The organism is Chromobacterium subtsugae, from assembly GCF_001676875.1.
Classification (GTDB): domain Bacteria; phylum Pseudomonadota; class Gammaproteobacteria; order Burkholderiales; family Chromobacteriaceae; genus Chromobacterium; species Chromobacterium subtsugae.
On record NZ_JYKA01000003.1, the window covers coordinates 263,627 to 278,832 of the forward strand.

Sequence of the window (15,206 nt, forward strand, 5' to 3'; positions counted from 1 at the left end):
ATCATGCTGAGCTTGTACAACACACTGACCCGCCAGAAGGAAGCGTTCAAACCCATCGAACCCGGCAAAGTGAGCATGTACGTCTGCGGCATGACCGTTTACGACCTCTGTCACATCGGCCACGCGCGTATGCTGGCCGCCTTCGACGTGATCTACCGCTGGCTGAAGGCCTCCGGCTATGAAGTCGACTACGTGCGCAACATCACCGACATCGAAGACAAGATCATCAAGCGCGCGCTGGAGCGCGGCATCACGCCGGAGCAGCTGGTGGAGGAGACCATCGCCGACATGCACCAGGACGCCGCCGCGCTGGGCCTGCTGCCGCCGACGCACGAGCCGCGCGCCACCCACCACGTGGGCGGCATGATAGCGCTGATCGAACAGCTGATCGCCAACGGCAAGGCCTATCCGGCCGCCAACGGCGATGTCTACTACGCGGTGCGCGAATTCGAAGGCTACGGCAAGTTGTCGGGCCGCACGCTGGACAAGCTGCGCGCCGGCGAGCGGGTGGAAGTGGACCCGAACAAGCGCGATCCGCTGGATTTCGTGCTGTGGAAGGCCGCCAAGCCGGGCGAGCCGTCCTGGGACAGCCCGTGGGGCAAGGGCCGTCCGGGCTGGCATATCGAGTGCTCGGTGATGAGCTGCCACCATCTGGGCGAGCATTTCGACATCCACGGCGGCGGCGAGGACCTGCAGTTCCCGCACCATGAGAACGAAATCGCCCAGTCCGAGGGCGCGCACGGCCATCAGTATGTCAACTACTGGCTGCACAACGGCTTCATCAATGTCGACGGCGAGAAAATGTCCAAGAGCCTGGGCAACTTCTTCACCATCCGCGATGTGCTGCAGCATTTCGATGGCGAAGTGATTCGTTTCTTCATCGTGCGCAGCCACTACCGCAGCCCGGTCAACTACACCGATGGCATCCTCAACGACGCCAAGCACGGCCTGACCCGCCTGTACACGGCGCTGCGCGGCATCGAACTGCCGGCCGCCAGCGGCATAGACTGGAACAATGCCTACGCCGCGCGCTTCAAGAAGGCGATGGACGACGATTTCAATTCATCCGAGGCGGTGGCGGTGCTGTTCGAGCTGGCCGGCGAGGTGAACAAGAGCCACGATCCGCAACAAGCGCGCTTGTTGAAGGATCTGGCCGGCGTGCTGGGCTTGCTCGGCCGCGACCCGGAAGCCTTCCTGAAAGGCGGAGTGGGCGAGGGCGAGCTGTCGGCCGAACAGGTGGAAGCGCTGATCCAGGCGCGCAAAGATGCGCGCGCCGCCAAGAACTGGGCCGAGTCCGACCGCATCCGCGACGAGTTGACCGCCAAGGGCATCGTGCTGGAAGACGGCGCGGCCGGCACCAGCTGGCGCCGCGCCTGAGCGATCTGCCGTTTGCGCGCTTGTCAAGTGGCGGCAAACGGCGGATAATGCCACGTTTCGCAAGCAGTGCAGGCAAAACCCCTGCACCCGTTATGAAAGGTAGAGAGATGAAAACCGATATTCACCCGAATTACAAAGAACTGTCCGTTACCTGCTCCTGCGGCAGCCAGTTCGTGACCAAGTCCACCATGGCCAAAGACAGCTTCGGCATCGAAGTGTGCTCCAACTGCCACCCGTTCTACACCGGCAAGCAGAAGATCGTCGACACCGCCGGCCGCGTGGACAAGTTCAACCAGAAATTCGGCGGCTTCTTCAAGCGCTAAGCCTGGCCGTTTCTGGAAGACAAAAAAGGCAGCCCTGCGGCTGCCTTTTTTCATGCCGCCAAGGCATGGGATAATTGATTTGACCCTTCAGAACGCTAAGGTGGCAATCGGATGCTGACTTATTCCGCGCAGGCCAGTTCGCTGGCCAAGCCAACCGAGAAACCCTGGGTGCTGCTGCTGCTGTGCTTCATCTGGCTATGGCCGGGCATCCTGGGGCATGACCCCTGGAAACCGGACGAGCCTTTCGTGCTGGCGGCGGCGCAAGGCATGCTGCATACCGGCAACTGGCTGTTGCCGACCCTGCAGGGCGCGCCGTATCTGGACAACCCTCCGCTCTATTACTGGCTGGCTGCCGGCTTGATCCGGCTGTTCTCGCCCTGGCTGCTGCCGGCGCATGACGCCGCCAGGCTGGCCACGCCGCTGCTGATGTCGCTGTCGCTGCTGTTGGCCGGCATGGCCGGCCGCGAGCTGATCGGCAGGCGTCATGGCCGCAGCGTGGTGATGATCTTGATAGGCTGCATCGGCCTGGTGGAGTCCGGCCACCAGCTGACGCCGATGATAGCGGGCTTTGCCGGCTTCGCCGCCGCCTTCTACGCGCTGGCGCTGGCGCTGCGCTCGCCTGGCCTGGCCGGCGCCATGCTGGCGGCTTCCAGCGTGGCGATTTTCCTGGGCGGAAGTCTGGCCGATCTGCTGCTGATCTGGCTGGCGGCGTTGCTGCTGCCGGCGTTCAGCGGCTGGCGCAACCGGCAGTACGCGATCACTCTGCTGCTGGCGCTGTTGCTGGCGGTGCCGGCCATCCTGGTATGGCCGATGCTGCTGCTGCGCGATTCGCCCGCGCTGTTCGCCGACTGGTGGGGCAATTACGCGCTGGGGCAGACCAGCGGCTTTCATCGTCTGCGGCTGTTTCATGATTTCGGCTATTACAGCCTGAACGCGCTGTGGTTCGCCTTCCCGGCCTGGCCGCTGGCCTTGTGGACGCTGCACCGCAATCGCTATCTGCAGTCGCCCAAGTTGCAGCTGCCATTGTTGTTTTCAGTGGTGATCGCGCTGGGCCTGACCCTGTCCGACCGGGCCAACATCACCGACGCGATGCCGCTGCTGCTGCCGCTAGCCGTGCTGGCCGCGGTGGAGCTGGACAGTTTGCGGCGCGGCGCGGCGGCTTTCCTCAACTGGTTCGCGTTGATGACTTGCGGCCTGTTCGGCCTGCTGGTGTGGCTGGGATGGGCGGCGATGAACTACGGCTGGCCCGAGCGCCTGGCCGGACGCGCGCAGTATTTCAGCCCGTTCTACCAGCCGCATGTGTCGTGGTGGCAGGCCGGCGGCGCGCTGGCGGCCACGCTGGCGTGGCTGTGGGCGTTGACGCGGCCGCACTTGCGCGGGCGCCAGGCCATCACCAACTGGGCGGCGGGGCTGACCTTGCTGTGGGGCCTGGGCATGACTTTATGGCTGCCCTGGTTCGATGCCGCCAAGAGCTATCGTCCGGTGGTGGCCGCCATGGAGGCCAAGCTGCCCGCCGACGCGCGCTGCGTCGCCACCGAAAGCCGCAACCGCCTGGCGCAGATCAGCTGGCGCTATTACGCGGGGATGGATCTGGTATCGTTCCCGGCCGGCGAGACGCCTCCCTGCGATTATTGGCTGATCGTGCGGGACAAGAGCGAAGGCATGGCGGAACCCGGCTGGCAAGTGCTGTGGGTGGGCCACCGTCCGCGCGAACAGAACATGACTTTCGCGCTGCTCAGGCGCCTGCCGACGGCGCAGTAGGACTGCAACAAGCTGGCGAAGCCATTCCGGCTGGCGCCGGGATGGCTTTTGTTTTGGGATGGCCGAAGTTTCGCGCGGATTGCCCCGGCTTGGCCCGGGCAATGGCTTTTTCTTGCGGCGGCCGCTTTGGCGCGGCCTCGGCCGGAGCGGCTTTTCCCGATCGGGATGTTCCTGCGCGCGGCGTCATGGATGCGCGAGCAGCGGGATCCGCGAGATCCTCTTGTTTACCATACCCTGCCAGACTGTCTTGTCATCCACCGCGTAGCGCCAGCATTGGGCGCCGGGGTCGGCCAGGCAAATCGACAGGGCCTTTTTCATCGCATCGGCATCATGGCTGATCCGGCGCCAGCCGCCGCGCTGGTGGGTCGCCAATGCCTTGGGACTGGCCGCCTGCAAATACGAGCTATCCCGGCCGGCTCATTCCATTTGCAGGCCGGCGAGAATATGGGCTTGCTGGGTTTCGGAAATCGGCAGCACCGAGACCAGCTTTTCCTTGGCGACGCCGGGAATATATTGGGAGATATTGCCGATGTCGGACGGCAGGGCCGGATTGTCGGGGTTCTGCATCAGATGCCGGGCGCAGTCGATGGCGATTTGGGCGATATGCGTGCGCGGCCTGTCGACGCCGCGGATCAACTGGCTGATCATCTGCGGCAATTGCCAGATGTCGGCCAGGGCCAGCGTCAATTGCCGAAACGTGAATCCGGCGGTATTCAATTGCGCCAGGCCAGTTCGGTTGGCGCGTCCGGCTTCGAATTCCGCGATGGCCTGGGCCGGCAACTCCGGCGCGAAATGCCATAACAGCAATTCGCCCGTTTCGGAAAGCAGCGTGGCCAGGGAGATTTCTTCGGGGGAGGTGTCGGAGCGGAAATTCGACCAGGCCCGCGCGATGCCGGACGCCAGGACTGCGGTGGCCACGGCGGCTTTCCAGCCCGGGTGGTTCACCGCCACGACCGGGCTTCTGGAGATCAGCGAATACAACTCATCGCTGCCGAGCTGGAGTATGGCGCCCAACTGGGTGGTAGTTTCCTTGCCGAGGCGTCTGGAGCGATGCCGTTCGGCTTCTATCAGCAATTTGAGGGCGAGATAGGGGTCGTCGTGCACCATGTCCACCAGTTCCCGCGGCGAAAACTCAGGCGCGTCGTTTCCCTGGGATTTCAGCGCCTGGAAACTATCTCTCGTCGCCGATAAAACGGGTATGTCCTTGTCTTTCAGATAGGCTGCCCATTGTTCAATACCCCAGCTTTGCTGGTGCCGGCTCAACATGTTTCCGCTCCGAAAATCGCTGCGCTTCGCTTGCTGGCGCGATGGGCGGATTCCGCTTGCGTCCACGCAATCCGCCGCTGCTCAAAAGCGCTTGTATTCATGATAATTCAGTTCAGCGCATCCCGTGTTTGAAAGCATGCCGATAGCGCCCTGATTTGGCGCATTTGGCGGATTTTGGAATGAAATGGTCGCGTCGGCGCGGTTTGGCCGGGCGCTTGGCTATCGAGCGGCCAAAAAAACGAGGGCTGCCGCCCTCGTCCTTTTCATGGCATGCCGCCGATGTTTATTCGGCCAGCTCGCCCAGGTTTTCGAACAGCTTCAGCGCTTCCGGATTGGCCAGCGCGCTGACATTGCTGACCGGCCGGCCGTGGATGACGTTTTTCACCGCCAATTCGACGATCTTGCCGCTGACGGTTTTGGGGATGTCCGCCACCGCCACGATGCGCGCCGGCACGTGGCGCGGGCTGGCGCCGTTCTTGATCTGGGCCTTGATCCGGGCGGTCAGGTCTTCGTCCAGCGCCGCGCCGTCGCGCAGCTTGACGAACAGCACCACCCGCTCGTCGTCCTGCCAACTCTGGCCGACGGCCAGGCTTTCCAGGATTTCCGGGAAAACCTCCACCTGGCGGTAGATTTCGGCGGTGCCGATGCGCACGCCGCCGGGATTCAATACCGCGTCGGAGCGGCCGTAGATGACGACGCCGTTGTGGGCGGTCAGCTCGGCGTAGTCGCCGTGGCACCAGATGCCGGCGAAGCGGCCGAAGTAGGCCTGGCGGTATTTTTCGCCGCTGTCGTCGTTCCAGAAGCCTATCGGCATGGAGGGGAAGGGGCGGGTGCAGACCAGCTCGCCCTTCTCCTGGCTGACCGGCCGGCCCTGTTCGTCGTAGATGTCCACCGCCATGCCCAGGCCGCGGCATTGCAGCTCGCCGCGGTACACCGGCAGCGTCGGCGCGCCCAGCGCGAAGCAGGAGACGATGTCGGTGCCGCCGGAGATCGAGGCCAGGTTGAGGTCGGCCTTGATGTTTTCGTACACCCAGTCGTAGCTTTCCGCCACCAGAGGCGAGCCGGTGGAGAACAAGGCGCGCAGATTGGGGAGCTGCCAGTCGCGCGCCGGCACGATGTCGGTTTTGCGCAGGCTGTCTATGTATTTGGCCGAGGTGCCGAAATGGGTGAAGCCGTGTTCGGCGGCGTAGTCCCACAGCACGCGGCCGTCGTCGGCGAACGGCGAGCCGTCGAACAGCATCAGCGTGGCGCCGGACGCCAGGCCGCTGACCAGCCAGTTCCACATCATCCAGCCGCAGGTGGTGAAGTAGAAGAAGTGGTCGCCGCGGTGCAGGTCGGCGTGCAGCTGCTGCTCCTTCAGATGCTGAAGCAGGGTGCCGCCGGCGCCGTGGACGATGCACTTGGGCTTGCCGGTGGTGCCGCTGGAGTAAAGGATGTACAGCGGGTGGTTGAACGGCAGGCGGACGAACTCCACGGCCCGCGCCGGGTGGGGGGCGAGGAAGGCGTCCAGCGTTTCGGCCCTGGGCACGGCGGCGGCGAAGGTTTTGCCGTCGCCAAGGTAGGGAACCACCACGATGCGGCGCACGCTGGGCAGGTGTTCGGCCAGGTGGATCATTTTGGCGCGGATGTCCACCTGCTTGCCGTTGTACCAGTAGCCGTCCGGGCAGAACAGGATTTTGGGCTCGGTCTGGCCGAAGCGGTCCAGCGCGCCGTCGGTGCCGAAGTCGGGCGAGCCGCTGGTCCAGACCGCGCCTATGCTGGAGGCGGCCAGCATCGCCGCCAGGGTTTCCGGCATATTGGGCATGAAACCGGCCACGCGGTCGCCAGCCGTGATGCCGGCGGCGCGCATCGCCTGCTGCAGCCGGGAGACCAGCTGGTTCAGCTCATGCCAGCTTAGCTGGCGCTCCACCTTGTCTTCGCCGCGGAACACCACGGCCAGCGCGTCGTCGTCGCGGCGCAGCAGGTTTTCCGCGTAGTTGAGCCGCGCTTCGGGGAAGAAGCGCGCGGTCAGCATATCGTCTTCGCCCGCCAGCGCCACGCCGCCCTTGTCGCCGATCACGCCGCAGTAGTCCCATACCAGCGACCAGAAGCGGCCGGGGTCGTCCACGCTGGCCTGCCACAGGCTGTGGTAGTCGGGCAAGGGCTTGTTCCAGGCGGTTTGCGCCAGCCTGGCGAAGGCGGTGAGATGGCATCCGGCCAGCCGGCCGGCGGAGGGCGTCCAGATGGGGTGATGGCTTGCTTGCATGGTTTCTCCTGTGGCGCGGCCCGTGGTTGTTGATCTTGCTTGTGCGGGCGCGCCGGTTTGTATCAGGCCTGGCGTCCGAGCGCGTGCGCGAGCTTGGACGCGGGCGGCTTGCCCAGCGCATCGCTGACGTGCCAGGCGGCGGCCACCAGTTTAGTCAGATCGATGCCAGTGTGGTAGCCCTCGCCGCGCAGCAGATAGGCGACGTCCTCGCTGGCGACGTTGCCGGAGGCGCCCTTGGCGTACGGGCAGCCGCCCAGGCCGGCGACCGAGGCGTCGAACACCCGGATGCCAGCGTTGAGGGCTTCGCGGATATTGGCGATGGCCATGCCGTAGGTGTCGTGGAAATGCCCGGCCAGCCGCGCGGCCGGCGCGGTTTTCAGCACGGCGTCCAGCATCTGGTGCACCGAGGCCGGGGTGCCCACGCCTATGGTGTCGCCCAGCGACACTTCGTAGCAACCCATGTCCAGCAGGGTTTGCGTCACTTCGGCCACCTTGGCCGGCGCGATCGGGCCTTCGTAGGGGCAGCCCACCACGCAGGACACGTAGCCGCGCACGCGGAGCTTCTCCGCCTGGGCGCGCCGCATCACCGATTCGAAGCGCTGCAGGCTTTCGGCGATGCTGGCGTTGATGTTTTTCCGGCTGAAGCTCTCGCTGGCGGCGCCGAATACCGCGATCTCGCGCGCGCCGGCCTCCAGCGCGGCGTCCAGTCCCTGGTCGTTGGGCACCAGCACCGGATAGGCGACGGCGCCGCCAAGGTCCAGAGCCTTGAGCACTTCGGCGCTGTCCGCCATTTGCGGCACCCACTTGGGCGAGACGAAGGCGCCGGCCTCGATGGCGGAGAGGCCGGCGTCGGCCAGCCGGCGGATCAGTTCCAGCTTGACGGCCAGCGGCACCAGCTGTTTTTCGTTCTGCAGCCCGTCGCGCGGGCCGACTTCCACAATCTTCACGTGTTGCATGGTTTTCCTTGGCGCAGCTTGGGCTGAATCGGGAGGTAGATGTCCATCTGGAGGCGGGTCTGGCCTGGCGCGCAGCGTCCGTCGTAGCGCTCAAAGACATCGCCGGGCGCATGCTGCCAGTCGGCGGAAGCAGGCAACCAGTCCTGGTAGATGCGTTGCCAGGTCTGAGCGATGCGCTGGCCGAACTCGGCGGGGCCGGCGGCCGGCGGGGTGGTGAAAACGGCGTATCTGGCAGGGGGCAGACGCCGTCGTTCGACGCCGGGAGGCAGGGCGGCCGCGTCCGGGCATTCGATGGCGATCAGATAGCGGAAGCCGCCGCCGGCGGGGTCGAAATCGTAGACCACGCCGTACTCCGCGGCATGGGGCAGGCGCAGCGCATCCAGCAGCGGCTGGCGCAGGCGGGCGGCGTAGTCCGCCCAGAAAGCGGGGATGTCGCGCAGATTGTCGCCGTCCGCCTTGCGGGTGGCGATGCTGTGGCCCGCCAGCGCCAAGCCGGGGCAGTCGATGATGGCAGCTTCCATGCCGGCTTCCTTGTTGGGTTTCGTTACCAGGCGCGGTCCAGGTCTTCGGCGTAGAAGCGCAGCGTTTGCCGATGGTTCTGGATGCCGGCGTCGCCGCTGGTGCCGGCCAGCAGCTGCAGCAGGCTTTGCGTGGCTTCCTTGTGCTGGCCGCGGTTGTACAAGGCCATCGCCAGGAAAGCCTGTAAGGCCGAGTTGTCCGGGAAATGCTGCAGGCCGTGGCGCAAGGCGGCTTCCGCGTCGGCGTACTGCCCCAGCGCCCGCAGGCTGCTGCCCAGGCCCAGCCAGGCGTGGGCGGCGTTGTCGCCGCTCAGGCCTAGCTCCAGCGCTTGCTGGTAATGCGGAATGGCCGCGGCCTCCAGCCCCATGCCATCGTGGATGCAGGCGGTCAGATAATGCAGATCGGCGTGCTGTGGCTGGTGCTGCAGCAATTCCAGCGCCTGTTTGCGAGCGGCGTCGTGCTCGCCGCGAGCGCGCAATTGCTGAATTTTCTCCAGAGCGATATGCATGGTGTCGATTCCTTTTTATGCATTAATGACTAAGTCATTCTGCGGCAAAATCCACCAGTTCGTCACCATCATTGACCTGCTCGCCGGCGGCGAAGTAAAAATCCTGCACCACGCCATCGCCGGGGGCGGTGATGGTGTGCTCCATCTTCATCGCCTCCAGGATCAACAACGGCGAGCCTTTGGCCACCTTTTTGCCGATCTCGGCCAGCAGCGCCACCACCCGGCCCGGCATCGGCGCCTTGAGGTGGGTTTCGCCGTGCACGCCCAGTTCGGCGTAGGCATAGGGATCCACCCAATCCAGCGCCAGGCGTTCGCCGTTTGCGAACAGCACCCGCTGCGCGCCGTGGCGCGCCACGGTGGCGTGGATGGCGGCGCCGTCCAGCGTGGCGCGCAGTTGCTGGCCTTGCAGGCTGGCGCGGGCGGCGAATGTTTGCCCGTTCGCGGCGACGGCGTAAGCATTGGCTGCATGGCGCAGCGTCGCCGCATGCTCTTCTTCATCCTGGCGGAAGCTGAAGCGGCGCGTCTGCTCGCCATTCAGCCGCCAGCCTGCAGGCGCCGGGTAGGTCGGTTGGTCCGCCAGCGCTTCGGCCAGCGCCAGCAGCGCCAACTGGCGGGCCGTCGGCGCGGCGGGCGGCGGCAGCAGTTCGTCATGGTGGCGGGCGATCAGGCCGGTATCGACATGGCCGCCGGCAAAGCTGGGGTGGTTGACGATGCGGCGCAGGAAAGACACATTGCTGGACAGGCCGACGATCTGGTACTGCGCCAGCGCGGCGTCCATCTGCCGGAGCGCGGCCTCGCGGGTTTCGCCCCAGACGATCAGCTTGGCGATCATCGGGTCGTAGAACGGCGAGATGGCGTCGCCTTGCTCGACGCCGGTGTCGATGCGCACATTGGCGGACTCCGCAGGCGTGGCCAGATGGACCAGCGTGCCAGTGGACGGCAGAAAGCCCTTGTCCGGGTCCTCGGCGTAGATGCGGGCCTCGATGGCGTGGCCGCGGATGGCCAGCTGCTCTTGCTTCAGCGGCAGCGCGCCGCCGGCGGCGACGGCCAGCTGCCAGGCCACCAGGTCCTGGCCGGTGATCATCTCGGTCACCGGGTGTTCCACTTGCAGCCGGGTGTTCATCTCCATGAAGTAGAACTTGCCGGTGTCGACATCCATGATGAACTCGACTGTGCCGGCGCCGACATAGCCCACCGCGCGCGCGGCGGCCACCGCGGCTTCGCCCATCGCCTCGCGGGTGGCTTGCGGCAGGTGGGGGGCCGGGGCTTCTTCCAGCACTTTCTGGTGGCGGCGCTGCACCGAGCAGTCGCGCTCGAACAGGTAGACGCAGCCGCCCAGTGTGTCGGCGAAGACTTGAATCTCAACGTGGCGCGGGCGGGTCAGGTATTTCTCCACCAGCACCTTGTCGTCGCCGAAGCTGGCGCGCGCTTCGCGCTGGCAGGAGGCGAGGGAGGCGGAAAAGTCTGCGCTCTTTTCCACGATGCGCATGCCCTTGCCGCCGCCGCCGCTGCTGGCCTTGATCAGCACCGGGTAGCCGATGGCGTCGGCCTGGTTTTGCAGCAGCGCCGGGTCCTGGTCATCGCCGTGATAGCCGGGCACCAGCGGCACGCCGGCTTTCTCCATCAGCGCCTTGGCGGCGGACTTGCTGCCCATCGCGGCGATGGCCGAGGCCGGCGGGCCGATGAAGGCGATGCCGGCGGCCTCGCAGGCGGCGGCGAAGTCTTCGTTTTCCGACAGGAAGCCGTAGCCGGGGTGCACCGCCTGGGCGCCGCTCTGCCGGGCGATGGCCAGGATCCGGTCGGCGCGCAGATAGGACTCGGCGGCCGGCGCCGGGCCCAGACGGTAAGCCTCGTCGGCCAGCTTGACGAAGCGGGCGTTCGCATCGGCGTCCGAGTAAACGGCGACGGTGGCGATGCCCAGGGCCTTGGCGGTCTTGATGACGCGGCAGGCGATTTCGCCGCGGTTGGCGATCAGTATCTTATTGAACATGGCGGTCTCCCGCGGCGAAACCGCCCTGGCGCTGGGGCGCCGGCAGGCGATGTTGCTTCGCAGCTGCGCAGCCTTGCGGCTGCTGGTCGCCTCTGTTTGCGATCAGTATCTTGTTGAACATGGCTTTGTCCTGGTTATTCCTGCCACTTCGGCGCGCGTTTCTCGAAGAACGACGCCAGCCCCTCGCGCGCCTCGTCGCCGGCGCGGATGGAGGCGATGCGGCCGGCGGTGTGCTCCAGCAATTGGTCGTCCCACGGCGAGCCTTCCCGCAGCTCGGCCAGCAACAGCTTGGCTTCGCGCAGCGCGCCCGGCGCGCCCTTGGCTAGCTCTTCGGCGATTTCGGCCACCCGCTGGTCCAGCAGTTCTTCGCTGACCAGCTCGTGGATCAGCCCCAGCTTCAGCGCGGTGCCGGCGGGGATGCGCTCGGCGGAGAGGAAATAGCGCCGCGCCTGGCGCGGGCCGATGGCGTCGGCGACATAGGGGCCGATGGTCGCGGGGATCAGGCCCAGCCGCACTTCGGTCAGCGCGAACTTGGCGGCGTCGGTGGCGATGGCGATGTCGCAAACCGCCGCCAGGCCGGTGCCGCCAGCCATCGCCGCGCCGTGGATGCGGGCGATCACCGGCTTGGCGCTGCGGTAGACGGCCTTCAGCATGGCGGCCAGCTTTTGCGCGTCGGCCAGGTTTTCGGCTTCGCTGTAGCCGGCGGCGCGCCGCATCCAGTCCAGGTCTGCGCCGGCGCAGAAGCTCTTGCCGCGGCCGGCCAGCACGATCACGCGGACGTCTTGCTTGCGGTTCAGCTGGCGCATCGCCTCGGTCAGCTCGGCGATCAGCACTTCGTTCAGCGCGTTGTGCAGCTCCGGCCGGTTCAGCCAGACGGTGGCTACCTTGCCGGCTTGCTCGATTTGCAGCGTGGTGTGGCTCATCATCCGCTCCTTACATCCGGAACACGCCGAAGCGCGTGGCTTCGACCGGGGCCGACAACGCGGCATCCAGCGCCAGCGCCAGCACGTCGCGGGTCTGGGCCGGGTCGATCACGCCGTCGTCCCACAAGCGGGCGCTGGCGTAATAGGGGTGGCCTTGTTCTTCGTACTGCTGGCGCACCGGGGCTTTCAGCGCCTCTTCCTGTTCAGCCGTGAAGGCGTCGCCCAGTTGTTCCTTCTTCACCTGCGCCAGCACGCCGGCGGCCTGTTCGCCGCCCATCACCGAGATGCGGCTGTTCGGCCACATCCACAAAAAGCGCGGCGAGTAGGCGCGGCCGCACATGCCGTAGTTGCCGGCGCCGAAGCTGCCGCCTATCAGCACAGTGAACTTGGGCACCTTGGCGCAGGCCACCGCGGTCACCAGCTTGGCGCCGTCCTTGGCGATGCCGCCGTTCTCGTACTTCTTGCCCACCATGAAGCCGGTGATGTTCTGCAGGAAGATCAGCGGAATGCCGCGCTGGCAGCACAGCTCGACGAAGTGCGCGCCCTTCAGCGCCGATTCGCTGAACAGGATGCCGTTGTTGGCGAGGATGCCGACGCGATAGCCGTTCAAACGGGCAAAGCCCGTGATTAATGTGGTCCCGTAGTTCTGCTTGAATTCGTCGAAGTCCGAATCGTCCACCAGCCGGGCGATGATCTCGCGCACATCGAACGGCTTTTTCAGATCGGCCGGGATCACGCCGTAGATTTCCTCGGCGGCGTAGCGCGGCGGTTTGGGCTCGGCGCGGTCGAGTTCGCCTTGTTTCTTCCAGTTCAGGTCCGACACGATGCGGCGGGCGATGGCCAGCGCATGGGCGTCGCTTTGCGCCAGGTGGTCGGCCACGCCGGAGATTTTGGCGTGCACGTCGCCGCCGCCCAATTCCTCGGCGCTGACCACCTCGCCGGTGGCGGCGCGCACCAAGGGCGGGCCGCCCAGGAAGATGGTGCCCTGTTCCTTGACGATGACGGTTTCGTCGCTCATCGCCGGCACATAGGCGCCGCCGGCGGTGCAGCTGCCCATCACCACGGCGATCTGCGGAATGCCGGCGGCGGACAGATTGGCCTGGTTGTAGAAGATGCGGCCGAAGTGGTCGCGGTCCGGAAATACCTCGTCCTGCAGCGGCAGGAAGGCGCCGCCGGAATCCACCAGGTAGACGCAGGGCAAGCGATTGTCGCGGGCGATTTCCTGCGCGCGCAGATGCTTCTTCACCGTCATCGGGTAATAGGTGCCGCCCTTGACCGTGGCGTCGTTGGCGATGATCAGGCAGTCGATGCCGGAAATGCGGCCGATGCCGGCGATCACGCCCGCGCCGGGCGCGTCGCCGCCATACATGTTGTAGGCGGCTAGCTGGGACAGCTCCAGGAACGGCGCGCCGGGGTCCAGCAGCAGGTCGATGCGCTCGCGCGGCAGCAGTTTGCCGCGCGCGGTGTGCTTGGCGCGGGCTTTTTCGCCGCCGCCCCACGCCGCCTGGGCGACTTTTTGTTTCAGATCGTCCACCAGCGCGCGCATCTTGTCGGTGTTGGCGACAAAGTCCGCGGCGCGCGGCGACAGCTTGGATTCGAGGATGGGCATGTGGTTTACCTTGTCATTCGGCGTCGACGAACCAGACGGCTGCTATCAATCCATCGGCGTTGATATCGTAGATGGCGACGGCGCGAAAGCGGTTTTCGCCGTCCAGCGTCACCTCCTCGTGGTCGATGACGCGGCTGCCCTGCACGATGCGGTGCAGCAGCGCGGCGTGCAGCTTGGGCAGGTTGAAGCGCTTGCCGGCGTAGTGGTCGGCCAGCGCGGCGCGGCCGGATAGGCTCAGCGCCATGGACGGCAGGCGGTAGACCTTGACGTCTTCGGCGTAGCAGGCGGCGAAGGCCTCGAGATTGCGGGCGTTGTAGGCGTCCAGCTGGGCCTGGACGATGCGTTCGGCGGCGTTCATGTTTTGGTTTTCCTCGGTATGGCCGGGGCATGGTTGGAAAAATCGTCCGAGACAAGGCGCGCCGCCGCAGACAGTACAAATAGTACGGCCAGGCGGCGCAACGCCGTATCGGACGATTTAGCCACCATGCTTATCGGGTTTCGGCCATCAGTTCGCGGCCGATCAGCCAGCGGCGGATCTCGCTGGTGCCGGCGCCGATCTCGTACAGCTTGGCGTCGCGCAGCAGGCGGCCAGTGGCGTATTCGTTGATGTAGCCGTTGCCGCCCAGGCACTGGATGGCGTCCAGCGCCAGCTGGGTGGCGTTCTCGGCCGCGTACAGGATGGCGCCGGCGGCGTCCTTGCGGGTCTGGCGGCCGGTTTCGCCGCGGTCCAGCGCCTGGCCCACGGCATAGACGTAGGCGCGGCTGGCGGACAGCTTGACGTACATGTCCGCCAGCTTGCCCTGCATCAGCTGGAAGTCGCCGATGGGCTGGCCGAACTGGCTGCGGTCGTTCAGATAGGGCACCACGATGTCCAGGCTGGCCTGCATGATGCCCAGCGGGCCGGCGGCCAGCACCGAGCGCTCGTAATCCAGGCCGCTCATCAGCACTTTCACGCCATTGCCTTCGCCGCCCAGCACGTTTTCTTCCGGCACGAAACAGTTGTCGAAGAAGATCGGGTAGGTGTTGGAGCCGCGCATGCCCAGCTTGTCCAGCTTGCTGCCGTGGCTGAAGCCGGCGAAGGACTTTTCAATGATGAAGGCGGTGATGCCCTTGGGACCGGCGTTGACGTCGGTTTTGGCGTATACAACCAGCGTGTCGGCGTCGCCGCCGTTGGTGATCCACATCTTGCTGCCGTTCAGCAGGTAGCCGCCGTCAGTCTTGTCGGCCTTCAGCTTCATGCTGACCACGTCGGAGCCGGCGTTCGGTTCGGACATCGCCAGCGCGCCGACGTGCTCGCCGGAGACCAGCTTGGGCAGGTATTTCGCGCGCTGTGCGTCGTTGCCGTTCTTGTAGATCTGGTTGACGCACAGATTGGAGTGCGCGCCGTAAGACAGGCCCACCGAGGCGCTGGCGCGGCTGATTTCCTCCATCGCGATCATGTGGGCGAGGTAGCCCATGTCCACGCCGCCGTACTGCTCGCCGACGGTGATGCCGAGCAAGCCCAGCTCGCCGAACTTGCGCCACAGATCGGCCGGGAACAAGTTGTCCTGGTCGATGGCGGCGGCGCGCGGGGCGATTTCGCGATCGGCGAAGTCGCGCACCGATTCGCGCAGGAGGTCGTAAGTCTCGCCGAAGGCGAAGCGCAGGCTGCTGTACATGGAATTCTCCTCGTTGGGCGTGCGGCGCGGCTGGCGGCGCCTGATGAGCACATCATCGCTTACGTTTACGT

At 65.8% G+C, this 15,206-nt stretch carries 14 protein-coding genes; 3 read left to right on the forward strand and 11 right to left on the reverse strand.

The window, feature by feature from the left end; all coding sequences use genetic code 11:
* The first annotated feature begins 3 nt into the window (after positions 1–3).
* The 3 genes from cysS to MY55_RS05195 all read left to right on the forward strand — a co-directional run bounded on the left by cysS (position 4) and on the right by MY55_RS05195 (position 3,461).
* Complete coding sequence (cysS, locus tag MY55_RS05185) at positions 4–1,377, forward strand: cysteine--tRNA ligase (protein WP_047237707.1); 1,374 nt, start codon at positions 4–6, stop codon at positions 1,375–1,377.
* A gap of 107 nt (positions 1,378–1,484) precedes the next feature.
* A complete protein-coding gene (gene rpmE, locus MY55_RS05190) occupies positions 1,485–1,700 on the forward strand; it encodes a 50S ribosomal protein L31 (protein WP_043577805.1) in 216 nt (71 codons plus the stop codon).
* Positions 1,701–1,811: 111 nt separating this feature from the next.
* Positions 1,812–3,461 (forward strand): ArnT family glycosyltransferase, encoded by a 1,650-nt coding sequence (locus MY55_RS05195; protein ID WP_043577803.1) that lies wholly within the window; start codon positions 1,812–1,814, stop codon positions 3,459–3,461.
* Positions 3,462–3,644: 183 nt separating this feature from the next.
* Here the strand turns inward: MY55_RS05195 and MY55_RS05200 are convergent, their stop codons facing one another.
* The 11 genes from MY55_RS05200 to MY55_RS05250 all read right to left on the reverse strand — a co-directional run bounded on the left by MY55_RS05200 (position 3,645) and on the right by MY55_RS05250 (position 15,135).
* Positions 3,645–3,857 (reverse strand): hypothetical protein, encoded by a 213-nt coding sequence (locus MY55_RS05200; RefSeq protein ID WP_065202058.1) that lies wholly within the window; start codon positions 3,855–3,857, stop codon positions 3,645–3,647.
* A gap of 21 nt (positions 3,858–3,878) precedes the next feature.
* Positions 3,879–4,727 carry an HDOD domain-containing protein gene (locus tag MY55_RS05205; RefSeq protein WP_060379918.1) on the reverse strand — a complete coding sequence of 283 codons (849 nt, stop codon included), beginning with the start codon at positions 4,725–4,727 and terminating at the stop codon, positions 3,879–3,881.
* A 283-nt stretch (positions 4,728–5,010) separates the two neighbouring features.
* The gene (locus MY55_RS05210) at positions 5,011–6,972 is read right to left on the reverse strand and encodes an acetoacetate--CoA ligase (RefSeq protein WP_043577799.1); all 1,962 of its coding nucleotides are present in this window, start codon (positions 6,970–6,972) and stop codon (positions 5,011–5,013) included.
* A gap of 62 nt (positions 6,973–7,034) precedes the next feature.
* On the reverse strand, positions 7,035–7,928 hold the full coding sequence (locus MY55_RS05215; RefSeq protein ID WP_043577796.1) for a hydroxymethylglutaryl-CoA lyase: 894 nt from the start codon (positions 7,926–7,928) through the stop codon (positions 7,035–7,037).
* Entirely contained in the window at positions 7,916–8,449 is a 534-nt protein-coding gene (locus MY55_RS05220) for a GyrI-like domain-containing protein (RefSeq protein ID WP_043577793.1), read from the reverse strand. The genes MY55_RS05215 and MY55_RS05220 overlap by 13 nt, the downstream gene beginning before the upstream one ends.
* 23 nt (positions 8,450–8,472) lie before the next feature.
* Positions 8,473–8,955, reverse strand: a complete 483-nt coding sequence (locus MY55_RS05225) for a tetratricopeptide repeat protein (protein WP_047237704.1) — start codon at positions 8,953–8,955, stop codon at positions 8,473–8,475.
* A gap of 34 nt (positions 8,956–8,989) precedes the next feature.
* On the reverse strand, positions 8,990–10,945 hold the full coding sequence (locus MY55_RS05230; protein WP_065202059.1) for an acetyl/propionyl/methylcrotonyl-CoA carboxylase subunit alpha: 1,956 nt from the start codon (positions 10,943–10,945) through the stop codon (positions 8,990–8,992).
* Between the two features lie 134 nt (positions 10,946–11,079).
* Complete coding sequence (locus MY55_RS05235; RefSeq protein ID WP_047237702.1) at positions 11,080–11,868, reverse strand: enoyl-CoA hydratase/isomerase family protein; 789 nt, start codon at positions 11,866–11,868, stop codon at positions 11,080–11,082.
* Between the two features lie 10 nt (positions 11,869–11,878).
* Positions 11,879–13,477 carry a carboxyl transferase domain-containing protein gene (locus MY55_RS05240; protein ID WP_065202060.1) on the reverse strand — a complete coding sequence of 533 codons (1,599 nt, stop codon included), beginning with the start codon at positions 13,475–13,477 and terminating at the stop codon, positions 11,879–11,881.
* A 13-nt stretch (positions 13,478–13,490) separates the two neighbouring features.
* Entirely contained in the window at positions 13,491–13,835 is a 345-nt protein-coding gene (locus MY55_RS05245) for a nuclear transport factor 2 family protein (protein ID WP_047237701.1), read from the reverse strand.
* 130 nt (positions 13,836–13,965) lie between these two features.
* The gene (locus MY55_RS05250) at positions 13,966–15,135 is read right to left on the reverse strand and encodes an isovaleryl-CoA dehydrogenase (protein ID WP_065202061.1); all 1,170 of its coding nucleotides are present in this window, start codon (positions 15,133–15,135) and stop codon (positions 13,966–13,968) included.
* Positions 15,136–15,206 lie beyond the last annotated feature (71 nt).